The organism is Capsulimonas sp., from assembly GCF_039929585.1.
Taxonomy (GTDB): Bacteria; Armatimonadota; Armatimonadia; order Armatimonadales; family Capsulimonadaceae; genus Capsulimonas.
In genome coordinates this window covers 1-11,915 of record NZ_JBDSQY010000050.1, presented here as the reverse complement: position 1 = coordinate 11,915, position 11,915 = coordinate 1, and the positions used below count along the sequence as shown (strand labels likewise).

Genomic DNA, 11,915 nt, shown 5'->3' with positions numbered 1-11,915 from the left:
TGCGTTAGAATGGAAGTGCATGTGGTTGATTTTCTTTGGTGTGGTTACCAAGAAGACTACCACATGCGCTCCTCAAACGCCATCCCCACTTGTTCATAATGACATGAGACTCGACAGGTAGATTAGCAAATCTAGTGGGCGAGACGATCATCGTCTCAGGCGATGAAGTAATGTGATGATCGAGAATGGAGACCGGGATGACACTGCTGAATGCGCCGGTGACTGAACAGGATTTTAGCCTCGGCTCCGAGGACGCGTCGGTGACACTGGTGGAGTATGGCGATTACGACTGCCCCCACTGCCGCCAGGCGTATGCCATTGTAGAAGGAATCCAGCGTCAGCTTGGCGAGCGCCTGCGTTTCGTGTACCGGCCATTCCCGCGCGGGACGCGCGATTCTCCTGGAATACGCGCTGCGGAGGCCGCACTGGCGGCGGGCGCGCAGGGCCGGTTTTGGGAGATGCACGGCCTGCTGCTGGACCCGCACGTATCGCTTGCGGAGGTCGATCTCCTGCGTATGCCCTCGCTCTACCGCGCCGTTCTTGGACTGGATGAAGACCGGTTCACACGTGAACTGACCGACAGAATTTATGACGGGCGGGTTCGTGAGTACATGCAGTCCGGCGTCGACAACGGAGTACGGAGCACCCCGACCTTCTTTATCAACGGCCGCCGTCACGACGACTACTGGGACGCCGACACATTGCTTTCCGCCATCGAGCAAGCCGCGCCGGCAGTGTAACGGCTGCGCCATTCTTTCGCAAACCTCACTTTACCTGCCAAACCCGAATGTACTTCACCGCCAGCTCCGCCGGGAACTCGTCGGCGCTTAGCGGCGGTCCGGGCCAGGAGCCGCCGACGGCGAGGTTGAGGAGGACGTGGGCGGGACCGCCGTCGGAGCCGTCGTCGTGGGTCCAGTGGTAGCGGCGGTGGGCAACGCGGACGCCGTCGACGTAGTGGTCGACCGTGTCCGGGGTCCAGAGGGCGGAGAAGGTGTGAAAGTCATCGGAGTAGTCAAAGCCGGGGCGGTAGGATCCCCATTTGTCTAGTTTTGTTTCCAGGTCGGCGTTGTCTTTGTTCTTGCCGTGGACATAGTGGAATGAGTTCTTCGTGTTGTCGCGGCCGTTGTCCACAATTTCGAGAATATCGATCTCGGGCGGCCACCCGACCTGCGGATTGATCCAGAAGGCGGGCCACATGCCCCGGCCCTTCGGAACCTTGAGACAGCACTCGTAGTAGCCGTACTTTCCCGTCCATTTTGAGCGGAGCATTCCGCTTTCAATCCCGCCGGACTTCAGCCCGTCCGTGAGACGCGCGGTGAGTTTCAGCACTCCGTCGGCGAAGACATGGTTGTCATTGTCTCGGTATCGCTCCCACTCATCATTCAGCGTGTCGAGCTTGCCGTCGTTGTAGATGTAGCGTGTGAAGAACTCGCCATCGAGCTGCGCCCGGTTGGTCACGTTTTTTCCGAAATCCCAATTTTTGACGAGACGATAGTGCTGGCCGGCGATGGGGGCGGGCTCCGGCGGCGCCTTTTCTGGCTTCGGTTTCGCGCCGACGGCGGAGACGATCAGGACAGTCGCGATCGCCGCCACGATCCAAGGATGCGATGGTGAGCTTGGGCGATGAGTGGTCAACTACGACGCTCCTATCTGGATTCGAAGACCTGTTCGTGCGCTCTGGGCAATGGCGTCCACGACACGGGCGTTGGCGAGGGAGTTTTCAATCGGGAGGATTGCGGCGTCTTCGCCGAGCAGTTTGCGCGAAAAGGCGTCGATCTCGATCTCGTAGGTGTCCGTAGGCGCGACGGAGTGCGATTCCCAGGTCTCGTCGGGATGCGTCAGCGTCCAGGCGCCGGCTTCTTCGGCGCCGAGAATAAACTTCGGTACGCAGATGGACCCTTCGCTGCCCACGATCTCATAAGTCGATCGGCTGTAAAGGGTGAAGGAGCAGTCCATCAAAGTCGTCTCGCCGTTTGCAAACTCCAGCAGGGCGGCGGTCGTTGTGTCAATTCCCATCGCCGAATCCATCACGGCGCTGGCGCTCGCCGCGAGCGGCTCGGAGCCCCAGATTTGCCGGGCGATGTGTACGGCGTGCGTTCCGCAGTCCAGCAGGGCGCCGCCTCCAAGGGTACGGCTGCGACGGTAGTCGTTCCATTCGCTTTGCAGGAACGACACGGAGACGCGGACCAGTTTGATCGTCCCGATCGCGCCGCTTTGCACGGCGTGCGCGACTTCGCGCTGCAATGGGTGATACCAGTAGCTGAAGCTTTCGCTGATCAGGACGCCGTTGTTCTCGGCGGTTTCGCGCATCTCTTCGGCCTCGGCGGCGGTCACGGAGAGCGGCTGCTCGCACAGGACATTCTTGCCGTTGTTCATCGCTTCAATCGCCCAGCCGATGTGCAGACTGTTGGGCAGGGGGATGTAAACCGCTTCAATGCGGTCGTCGGCGATCAGTGCATCGTAATTGGCGTAGGCCGTGCACCCAGTGTCGACACTTGCCGCCACCTCCTGCGCGTGGGCGGCGTCGCGCGAGGCGACGGCGACCAGCTCCGCATGCTCGCTGCGCAACATGGCGGGGATCGCCGATAACCGCGCCACATGCGATGTCGTTCCAATCACTCCCCAGCGCACCTTCCGTTTATCGCTCATAATTGTCCTCCGCCGCTTCAGTCCTGCAACTGATGCAGGACTCTTGCCTGCCGGCCGCGTATTTTATCCCCATGGAGTATCGCTCGATTGTTTTCGCTGTTGCCGCCGCGCTCCTTGCGTGCGGCTGTCATGATGCTAGTTCGCCGAGTGGAGTGAAAACCCCTGCGCTGTCCGCCGCAGCCTCCGCCAATCAGCAGTTTTTGACCCGTAGAACCTACGACCCGTGGGTTTTGAGCTCCATTAGCGGTTTCAATATCGCGCCGCTTTATCTGACCGATGGACGCAAGTCGTATCTCATCGACGGCGGCGGCAAACCCATTCAGAAGTTTACTGCCGGCGTGTATGTCGACAATTCGCTCCAGCCAGGCGCCCCCGAGAAGGACGCCGCCGCACAGGGACAGGCGGGATTGTTCGAGCAGACACTCGATATGCGCACCGGCAAGCTCACCACGCATCTGCCGGAAGGCTCCCAGATCCTTTCGCTGCCCGGATTCCAGCCGCCCGACTGGGCGAAGATCTGGGACCAATCGGATATCGTCATCACCGGCGACCCGGAAGCGCAGCAAGTCGTCCATTCCAGCTTGTTTTATTTGCTTTCCTCAACGTACCCAGGCAGCCCCCATTCCATACCGCCGATGGGGCTGTCGAGCGCCGTCTACAAGGGACATATCTTTTGGGATGCGGAGATCTGGATGTTCCCGGCGCTGATTGCCCAGCACCCTGAATACGCCAAATCGATCCTGGATTACCGTTTCGCGCGTTTGGGACAGGCTCGCAAGAACGCCGCCAAGCACAAGTTCGCCGGCGCGGAGTATCCGTGGGAAAGCGCGGAGACAGGGGAGGAAGTGGCCCCAGAGGAGTTTGCGAAGGAGCGGCATATCACCGCCGATGTCGCCTACGCCGCCTGGCAATACTATCTTTGGACTGGCGATAAGAAGTATCTGCGCGAGGAAGGCTGGCCGATGATCCAGGCGACCGCGCAGTACTGGGCGTCGCGAGTGACCAAGGACGGGGATGACAGCTATCATATCCGCCAGATCATGTCGCCGGACGAAACGGCGGGATTGGTGGACGACGACGCCTGGACCAACGCAGTCGTGCGCTACAACCTGAACGCCGCCACGGCGGCGGCCGCCGCGCTCGGTCTCCCCGCCGACCCGAAGTGGACGGATATCGCGGACGCCCTGATCACGCTCTCGGATTCGGACCGGGGTATCCCGGCGGAGCATGCGGGCGACATCACAGAACGGTTCGCCGCGAAGCAAGCCGACACGCTGCTGATGATCCATCCGCTGAACGAGAAGTTCGACGCGACCACCACCGGCAGGATGCTGGACTTTTATGCAGCGCACACGATCAAGACCGGCCCGGCGATGACGTCGTGCATCCACAGCATTGTGGCGTCAGAACTCGATCGCGGCTCGGAAGCGCTCGACTACTTCCGGGAATCCTATCGCCCGTTCATGCGCGGGCCGTGGAACGCTTTTTCTGAGAAACGAACCACGAATAACGTCTACTTCCATACCGGCATGGGGGGATCGCTGCAGTCGGTCCTCTATGGTTTCGCCGGCCTGCAAGTGCGATCCGGGGGCCAGGGCGGTCCCGGGAAAAGACTGGCGGGTGACAACGATGTCTCGCTTTGCGCCAATCCTCATCTGCCTCCGGGCTGGACACGCTTGACCGTCAAGGGTGTCCGGTTTCGCGGCCAGGTGCTGGATATCGATATCAATGGCAAAAACGAGGCGTCGGTCACCCGCCGTGGAACTTGAAACCAACAAAACTTAAACGCCACAACCTCTACCCGAAGCTGACGGACATGCTCCGCAACCCGTTTATCCGGCTGCGGCTGGCCTTGCTGGTCGGCGCTCTGCTCGGGGCGTTCGGCACGGCGGGATATATGGGGATCGAGCATTACGGGTTTCTTGACGCGGTCTACATGACGGTGATCACCCTGGGAAGCGTCGGCTTCGGAACCGTCGCGCCGCTGACGGCGGCGGGCGAGATCTTCACCATCCTCCTGATCGTCTTCGGCCTCGGCACCGCCGCCTGGGTCTTCTCCACAGTGATCGAAGTGTTCGTCAGCGAGCAGTCGCTTACGATTTTGACGCAGCGAAGGATGAAGCGCGTGGTCGACAGCCTCAAGAACCATTATATTATCTGCGGCTACGGCCGCATCGGCCAGGAAATTTCGGCCGGTTATCTCCAGAATAATGTCGCGCATGTCGTGATGGAGCAGGATCCGGGCCGGATCGAAATGCTGCGCGAGCGCTCCGTCCCATACATCGAAGGCGACGCCGCCGATGACGACACGCTTAAGCTTGCCGGCATCGATCGCGCGGTCGCCCTGATCGCCTTCACCCCCACCGACGCCGTCAACACCTTCATCGTCCTCAGCGCCCGTGGCCTGCGTCCCGATCTTTACATCGTCGCCCGCGCCGACAGCTCTTCCAACGAGGCCAAGCTCTACCGGGCCGGCGCCAGCAAGGTCGTCTCTCCCCACATCCTTGGCGGCCGCTGGATGGGAATCACGGCGGTCAACCCCGCTGTCACCGACTTTATCACCGCCATGACCGACGCCGACCACGCGGAGTTCACCCTGCGCGAGTTCATCGTCCTATCCGAAAGCGAATTCGCCAACAAAACCTTCGCCGAAGGCCGCCTCCGCGACCGCACCGGCGCCCTCGTCGTCGCCGTCCGCCGCGGCGCCAAAGCCGGCCACTTCCTGCCCAACCCTCCCGACGACATGATCCTCAACCCCGGCGACGCCCTGATCGCGATTGGCTCGCCCGATCAGCTCAAGAAGCTAGGAACGCTGATTGGGTTGGGATAGAACTGCGGCCTCACCCCCAGCCCCCACTGGGGTAGATTTTTTCTCCTATAAACGTCTGCGTCTCTTGCACCGGCCATAAATGACCGGCCTGTGGGGGAGCCCCCTAAACGGGGCTGAAGAGAACTCCGCGTTCGTTGGTCAGGGCGGTTCACCGTCCTTGCAGGCCCAGGCCGGTCATTTATGGCCGGAGCGATGGACGTGAGCGCGTTGGTCAGAAAACCTACCCTTGTAAGCTAATCTTGCGAGAAGGGGATGGAGGATAAGGGCCGCGCTTAATACCGCCCTAGCAGCGCGTTCCCGATCGACGTCAGCCATTCCCTCTCGGCTTCGCCCGTAAACTCTCCGACCTCGATCGTCTCTCCCACGGCTTGCAGTTCCACGCGGCTGCCCCACATGCCTTGCGGGTCCTGGCGCAGGCGGAAGCCGCGCAGGTTCTCTTTGAGCAAAACGCTTTGGCGGCGGGAGAAGGGCAGGGCGCGGGTGATGGTGACGCCACTGCGGTCGATGCGCAGGGTTTCGGTGGTGTAGAAGGGGCGCTGGACAAAGTAAACGGTGATCCAGCCGATAATTTCAAAGGCGATCCATACGGGGACGAGCCAGTAGATGTTCTGCGTGAGATGACGGGAGATATGTCCTCCCGCCTCAATGTTTAGCTCGGGGGCGATCACAAGACGCTTGGAGATGAAGAAGACCGCGCCGATGTAGAGAAACGCGAGGAGGGATCCGATGTACAGGATGGTGGGAACGCGGTCGATCCACGTGGCTTTGCGCGGCGGGATCGTGATCTCCGTCGAGTCCGCGCCCTGTGTCACCTGAATGTTGCAGCCGGCGGGACGCTCGGTCGCGCCGGGAATTTCTTGCAGCAGCATGGCGAAACCGCCGTCACAATTCTAAGCGGTCGAAGCGTCCCTGCGGAACGCCGAGGGTGTCCTGCAGAATTCGGTAAGCGTCCTCGACACGCGCCAGGATCCGGCTGGCTTCCGCCTGCTCCGGGGAGCCGGCGGGGAAGCGGGCGGGGGCGCAGCGCTCGCGCAGTTTTACGACGGCCTTTTCCACGACCGGGAAGGGCGAGCCTGCCGGCACGCCGACGATCTTGTAGGCGTTGTCGACAACCGTCGTTGACTTAGGCGAGGCGATGGGCATATCTTCGTCGGAGGGCGTGCTGAAGTTATAACGCTCCGGCGCGATCTCACGGCGCGCTGAGGAGGCGCTGCGCGCCGCGTTGATCTTGGCGGCGGCGCGCTCCATGGGATCGTCGCTTGCGGCCGGCCCAGAGTGGCCGTAGTCGGCATTCTCGTGCGGCAGGGAGCGGCGCAGTTCGTCCTGCGCCGCGCTGTCAATATCCTCCAGACGACCGCGTGCGGCGTCCAGGTAGGCTTTGGCGACTCGATAGAAACGGTCGGGCATCGAACTCATGAATCGCTGTTTCTCACATCCGTCAACGTTAGAAGCAATGCTGCTTCTGTACAAAGGGCTAACGGGGCGCCGGTACACACCGATCGGCCGGCGAATGAATTCGCGCCTAGAAAAGCACGATGTCAGCCTTCGCCGACTCCAGACAATAAACGCAATCGCCAGGTTTCTGGAGTGCCCGGAGGGGCACATCGTGCACTTCTAGGCGCGAATTCATTCGCCGGCTATTCTTGAACGGCATCATGAACATATAAACTAGGCGGAGGGGCCGCCGGACCCATTTCCGCCGACACGCGCTTCCAGTTCCTGAAGCTGACGGTCGATCTCGGTCGTCGATGTCACATGGCCGGGCGTCGTGGTGGCGGGCGCGGACTTGGGCGCAAGGCCCATGCGCTCTTCCATCGCGGCCAGCTCGGCGTCGGCGGCGGTGCTCGCGCCGATGTCGTCCAGAGCCGCGATCTTGTTTTCCAAACGGCCCTTCGCCAGTTCCGTACGCGCCGAGCTTTCGCTGCGGGCGTTGCTGATCTTGGCGGAAGCGCGCTCGAACGCGGCGTCGGTGCCGTCGGTGGTCATGCCGTCGAGCGCCTTGTTGATGGACGTCTCGATCTGGGCCTGTTTCCACTGCGCCTTCATCGCCAGCGCCTGTGCGGTCTTGGCGCGGATGCGCTCTTCCTCGCGGCGGATGGCGACCTTGATCGCTTCCGTCGTTTCGACCACGCTCTCCAGCGACGCTTTGGTGCTGGTCAGAGTGAGATCATACTGACCCTTCTCTACCAGAAGCTGCCGCGCCAGATCGCGATCGCCGTTCTTAAGAGCCAGCTCCGCCTTAGCCTGCAGGTTAGCGATCGTCTTCTCGGTCTGGTCGACCAGGTTCTGCAGGTTATTCTTCTGCGTGATCGCCTGAACGGCGCGCTCACGGTTCTTGGCCTGCGCCTCGCGCATTTCCTGCTGCGCCTGCTGAAGCAAAATCTCAGGATCTTCGATTTGATCCAGCTTAAAGCCTAGTACGGCCTTGATATAGCGCCAAATCCTGCCGAACATAAATTCCGTCCCCTTTCAGCGCAATGCTCTCACTTCGATGAGACACGCCGACCTTCAAAAAGTTGCACGAGTGCTGCGGACATTATATCCCACTGAGAGGGGATTTACAACGCGGCCTTGAGAGTTATACGGAGGTCGGGGCCAATATGTCACTGGTTTCTCTTCTGTCACAGCGATGGGCTTGCCGATAAAGCAGGGAGCGGCTCATAAAAAGGCCGCCCTCCCGATGGGAAGGCGGCCGGACCGGCGGGCGCTAGTTGAGGTGGAACTCATGCGCCGAGATCGTGCGATCGTGTGTGGTGGAGTAGGGGTTCTGGACATCGGACGTCTCGCCGAAGGGCAGGGCGTTGCTCAGGATCACCACGGCGTCCTTAGGCAGTTCGTCGATGGACCCGCTGAACTTGATTTTCGCGCCGCGGGGCATGTCCAGCAGCTTCCACTTGCCCTTCACGGTTTGCGCCGCCGGGCGAGCGGGGAACTCCAGCTGCGGTCCGTCTTTGCCGACTTCGGACTGAACGTAGCTGCCGTCGGCGTTCAGGGTGATGGTTTCGGTGGCGGCGCCTTCCGAGTGGGTGTAGGTCGCCATTGACGACGCTTGTTTGTCTTTCTTGCAACCGGAGACGAGGACGGAGCCGAACGCCAGAGCGACGCAGAGAGTTTTGAGATATTTCATGGGAATCCCTTTCTGGGTGAAACTTGTTGTGATCGCCGCGCGAAGGAGCGGCCGATCTTGTCCCAATACCGTTACGCATCGGGCGCGCAAAATCCTCCCCGGGACCAAAGTTGCCTCCGAAGGTGTTATGGAGATGTCAGGGCTGTCAAAAATACGGGAATTAGAAATAAATTTCCCTCGCAAGGCGTTTGCTTTATCGATAATGCACGGATTCATGCTAGAATTGATTATGCGAATGGAGCCATATTTCCGAAGGTCAAGGTCATGAAGAAGATTGGTTTGATGGGCTGTGGGATGATTGCGGATTACGGGCATATTCCCGCGATCCTGGCGACACAGGGGCTGGAGGCTTGGGCCGTCTACGACCCGAACCCCGACCACGCCTATGGCCTGCAGCATAAATATGGGATTCCTCATGGATACGCCATGAGCGATATGTTTTTCGAGTCCGGCATTGAGGCCGTCGTCGTGACCTCCGCCGCCCCCGCGCACAAGCAGAATGTGGAGGAGGCCGCGCGATACGGTCTTCCGGTCCTCTGCGAAAAGCCGCTGGCGATGACGGACGCCGACGCCGCATCCATGATCCAAACGATGGACGACGCCGGCCTGCTCCTGACCACCGGATTTTGCTACCGGTTCAGCGCCGTTTCGCAGAATATCAAGCGGCTGATCCAGGACGGCGCGATCGGCGAGCCGCGCACGCTGCGCCTCGTCTATATCTGGAACCTGCACGGGCGTGATATTGTCGGTCCGGACGGCAAGCCCGAGACAAACCCGTACTGGCTGGGCCGGATGAATGAAGGCGGCCCGATGGTGGACTGCGGCGTACATCAGATCGATCTGGCGCGCTGGTGGCTGGGTTCGGATGTCGATCACTATCAGGCGGCCGGCGCGTGGGTGGAGAAGTACGAAGCCCCAGACCATATGTGGCTGCACCTCGACCATGAGAACGGTGCGCACACGATGGCTGAGATGAGCTTCTCCTATGGCCATACCGTGCGCGACCCGCGAGCGCACTTCTCGTATCACATCATCGGCACCGAAGGCGTGATCCGATACGACCGAGAGGGCTGGCTGTTCGAAGTGCGCAATAAGTTCGGCACGCACCAGCTGCCCGGCTCCAGCGAGAAAGATTTCGAAGGCATGTACGCCGCCTTCGCGCACGCCCTGGAGACCGGAGACACGACCGGCCTGCCCACGGGCTACGACGGCCTGCGCGCCACGCAGATTGCCCGCACCGCGACGGAAGCCGTGATCGAGCGTCACTGGCGCGACACGACCTGTCTTTGCAGCGACTGCTCCACGGGCCGCACGGCGACGGTGAACCGCATTGAGACCGCGCCGAAATCGCTCGTTCTTCCGCCGGCGCTGGCGACCGTCAATGGAAAACACGGATAAGGCGTGCAGACAAAAGTGCGAAATGGTGATGGGGAGCGTCGTCGGGTTTGGATACTCTTCGGCTGGGTGTTCCTGATCTTTTTTACTTCCTGCTTCTTTGTTTCCATCGAAGTCTGGGTCGGATTGCTCAAGCGCATCGTCCCGATCCCCGCCGTCCAGGGCGTTCTCGCCCTGTTCTGGTATCATTGCGGGATCTTCGTCGTCAAAGGCTGGCACGCTACCGAGTACGCCATCCTGGCGAGCCTCCTCTTCCTTACCCTTCGTACTCGTCTCCCACGCATTCCCGCGCTCCTGCTCTCCCTGTGTCTCGCCGCCACGTTCGCCGCGACCGACGAATGGCATCAAACCTTCGTTCAGTACCGCGACGGCTGTCTGCGCGATGTCCTGATCGATACCACTGGCGCAACCCTGGCAATGCTGTACTGGGGCCGCAAAACCCGTCCCTCGGCCATCGGCGAGCTAAGCTAAAGCTCTCCGATTCGTGAAATCCAATCTGGGAGCGCCTCCAGCAGCGCCGTCATGATCCCCTCAGTCGCCGCGCGCCATTGCTGGGCGCCGTCGCCATAAGCCGCGCCCCCGTCGCTGCCCACCAGATCGCTCACGCCGCGCAGGATCAGGCAGCGGACTCCATTGCGCGCCGCGACATAGGCGATGGCTCCCGACTCCCAGTCGCCCGCCTTCGCGCCGTACACGCTCCGCAATTTGGGGATATCATCAGTCCAGAGATCCCTGTCTCCTGAGACCAGCACGCCGCGCTCCACTCCGGCCGGATCGTCGCCCGCAACCCAGGACAAGTCTATCTCCGTTGCATACGCCGCAATCGCTTCCTCAGCATCGGCCATCTGCTCGTAGATATCATAAACGACAGTGTGTCGCGCCAGCACAAAAGCGCCTAACTCAATTTCTCCCGCGAAGCCGCCGCACGTTCCAATATTGATTAGAAGCGCTGGCGACCAGCGCCCGATCACATATTGCGCGGACGCCGCCGCCCTGATCTTTCCCCAGCCGCCATGAAAGAAGATCACGTCAAGCTCTGGCGCGAGAAACCACTCTCCAAGCGGGGACGGCTGCACATCCGCATCCGGAAAACGCGCGCGGACACAGCGCCATTCGGCGTCGGCGGAAACCAAGATGATTATGGGAGAATGCAAGTGTTCCATCAAACTCTATCTCACTTTCGCTCGTTCCCATGGCATAACCTATTCCAGGAGCCGTCATACGATGCCAATTTCTCACAAGCCTGTTACCACGCAGCACCATCTGCTTATCCAGGGGTCCCTCAGGTTTGTCCTGTTCGGACTGGCGTGCGTGCTGGACGTTGAATTTGACCGCGAGGTTATTGAGGAAATCTTCACTGACGCCGCAAGTCTCCATCACGATTTGCGCATCTACGAACTTCACCGGTCAGAAGGGACGCATGTGACTGCGGAAATGGAAAATGACTTCTATGGTCATTTACTCGTGACCGTCGTTTCGCCCTGCGCGTTTTCTCCCACTCTTCCGCAGATCGAGAAGATGGCCGGGATGGAAGAGCATTGCTTGCGACGGGAAATTAGCGACTATCTCGCGCCTAACAACGACCCTCTGACAGGGCTTCTGCGTCACACAGTCCTGGAGCAAATGTTTGACGAAGAAGTCCGGATCAGAGCGAGGAAAGTTTCCCTTTTGATAATGGACATTAAAGGGATGAAGCCGATCAACGATTATTTTGGACATCCTATCGGCGACCGCGTTCTGCAATCCGTCGCCGCCGCTCTGCGCCGCACGGTTCCAGCGCGCTGCCCGGTGTTTCGGTATGGCGGCGAGGAATTTGCCGCACTCTTGATGGACACGGACAAAGAAGAAGCCCTTGCCGTCGCCAATCGCTGTCATCAAGCCGTTGCGGCGATCGTTCTGCCGCCATGTCCTGAT

The 11,915-nt window shown here is 60.6% G+C and carries 13 protein-coding genes; 6 read left to right on the top strand and 7 right to left on the bottom strand.

Annotated features, from left to right (window positions below):
- Positions 1 to 197 precede the first annotated feature (197 nt).
- A complete protein-coding gene (locus tag ABIZ35_RS03470; RefSeq protein ID WP_348218479.1) occupies positions 198 to 740 on the top strand; it encodes a thioredoxin domain-containing protein in 543 nt (180 codons plus the stop codon).
- A 25-nt stretch (positions 741 to 765) separates the two neighbouring features.
- Here ABIZ35_RS03470 and ABIZ35_RS03465 read toward each other — a convergent pair whose 3' ends face one another.
- A complete protein-coding gene (locus tag ABIZ35_RS03465) occupies positions 766 to 1,635 on the bottom strand; it encodes a glycoside hydrolase family 16 protein (protein ID WP_348218478.1) in 870 nt (289 codons plus the stop codon).
- Positions 1,636 to 2,649, bottom strand: coding sequence for a Gfo/Idh/MocA family oxidoreductase (locus tag ABIZ35_RS03460; RefSeq protein WP_348218477.1), 1,014 nt, complete (start codon positions 2,647 to 2,649; stop codon positions 1,636 to 1,638).
- A 152-nt stretch (positions 2,650 to 2,801) separates the two neighbouring features.
- On the opposite strand from ABIZ35_RS03460, the gene ABIZ35_RS03455 reads away from it, so the two are divergent.
- Complete coding sequence (locus tag ABIZ35_RS03455; protein ID WP_348218476.1) at positions 2,802 to 4,418, top strand: glycosyl hydrolase family 65 protein; 1,617 nt, start codon at positions 2,802 to 2,804, stop codon at positions 4,416 to 4,418.
- Complete coding sequence (locus ABIZ35_RS03450; RefSeq protein WP_348218475.1) at positions 4,415 to 5,479, top strand: potassium channel protein; 1,065 nt, start codon at positions 4,415 to 4,417, stop codon at positions 5,477 to 5,479. The genes ABIZ35_RS03455 and ABIZ35_RS03450 overlap by 4 nt, the downstream gene beginning before the upstream one ends.
- Positions 5,480 to 5,751: 272 nt before the next feature.
- Here ABIZ35_RS03450 and ABIZ35_RS03445 read toward each other — a convergent pair whose 3' ends face one another.
- The 4 genes from ABIZ35_RS03445 to ABIZ35_RS03430 form a co-directional block, all read right to left on the bottom strand.
- Complete coding sequence (locus tag ABIZ35_RS03445; protein WP_348218474.1) at positions 5,752 to 6,348, bottom strand: DUF2244 domain-containing protein; 597 nt, start codon at positions 6,346 to 6,348, stop codon at positions 5,752 to 5,754.
- A 13-nt stretch (positions 6,349 to 6,361) separates the two neighbouring features.
- The gene (locus tag ABIZ35_RS03440; RefSeq protein ID WP_348218473.1) at positions 6,362 to 6,895 is read right to left on the bottom strand and encodes a hypothetical protein; all 534 of its coding nucleotides are present in this window, start codon (positions 6,893 to 6,895) and stop codon (positions 6,362 to 6,364) included.
- 252 nt (positions 6,896 to 7,147) lie between these two features.
- Positions 7,148 to 7,933 (bottom strand): PspA/IM30 family protein, encoded by a 786-nt coding sequence (locus ABIZ35_RS03435; RefSeq protein WP_348218472.1) that lies wholly within the window; start codon positions 7,931 to 7,933, stop codon positions 7,148 to 7,150.
- A 253-nt stretch (positions 7,934 to 8,186) separates the two neighbouring features.
- Entirely contained in the window at positions 8,187 to 8,606 is a 420-nt protein-coding gene (locus tag ABIZ35_RS03430; protein ID WP_348218471.1) for a hypothetical protein, read from the bottom strand.
- Between the two features lie 264 nt (positions 8,607 to 8,870).
- Here ABIZ35_RS03430 and ABIZ35_RS03425 point away from each other — a divergent pair, with 264 nt between their 5' ends.
- Positions 8,871 to 10,004 carry a Gfo/Idh/MocA family oxidoreductase gene (locus tag ABIZ35_RS03425; RefSeq protein WP_348218470.1) on the top strand — a complete coding sequence of 378 codons (1,134 nt, stop codon included), beginning with the start codon at positions 8,871 to 8,873 and terminating at the stop codon, positions 10,002 to 10,004.
- A gap of 3 nt (positions 10,005 to 10,007) precedes the next feature.
- On the top strand, positions 10,008 to 10,472 hold the full coding sequence (locus ABIZ35_RS03420) for a VanZ family protein (protein ID WP_348218469.1): 465 nt from the start codon (positions 10,008 to 10,010) through the stop codon (positions 10,470 to 10,472).
- Here the strand turns inward: ABIZ35_RS03420 and ABIZ35_RS03415 are convergent.
- A complete protein-coding gene (locus tag ABIZ35_RS03415) occupies positions 10,469 to 11,164 on the bottom strand; it encodes a 5'-methylthioadenosine/S-adenosylhomocysteine nucleosidase (RefSeq protein ID WP_348218468.1) in 696 nt (231 codons plus the stop codon). The two genes, ABIZ35_RS03420 and ABIZ35_RS03415, sit on opposite strands and share 4 nt — an antisense overlap.
- Before the next feature lie 61 nt (positions 11,165 to 11,225).
- On the opposite strand from ABIZ35_RS03415, the gene ABIZ35_RS03410 reads away from it, so the two are divergent.
- A partial coding sequence (locus ABIZ35_RS03410) for a GGDEF domain-containing protein (RefSeq protein WP_348218467.1) occupies positions 11,226 to 11,915 on the top strand: 690 nt, incomplete at its 3' end.

Coding starts and splice junctions, on each gene's coding strand:
- ABIZ35_RS03470 (WP_348218479.1), top strand. CDS start 198: ATGACACTGCTGAATGCGCCGGTGACTGAACAGGATTTTAGCCTCGGC.
- ABIZ35_RS03460 (WP_348218477.1), bottom strand. CDS start 2,649: ATGAGCGATAAACGGAAGGTGCGCTGGGGAGTGATTGGAACGACATCG.
- ABIZ35_RS03445 (WP_348218474.1), bottom strand. CDS start 6,348: ATGCTGCTGCAAGAAATTCCCGGCGCGACCGAGCGTCCCGCCGGCTGC.
- ABIZ35_RS03440 (WP_348218473.1), bottom strand. CDS start 6,895: ATGAGTTCGATGCCCGACCGTTTCTATCGAGTCGCCAAAGCCTACCTG.
- ABIZ35_RS03435 (WP_348218472.1), bottom strand. CDS start 7,933: ATGTTCGGCAGGATTTGGCGCTATATCAAGGCCGTACTAGGCTTTAAG.
- ABIZ35_RS03430 (WP_348218471.1), bottom strand. CDS start 8,606: ATGAAATATCTCAAAACTCTCTGCGTCGCTCTGGCGTTCGGCTCCGTC.
- ABIZ35_RS03425 (WP_348218470.1), top strand. CDS start 8,871: ATGAAGAAGATTGGTTTGATGGGCTGTGGGATGATTGCGGATTACGGG.
- ABIZ35_RS03415 (WP_348218468.1), bottom strand. CDS start 11,164: ATGGAACACTTGCATTCTCCCATAATCATCTTGGTTTCCGCCGACGCC.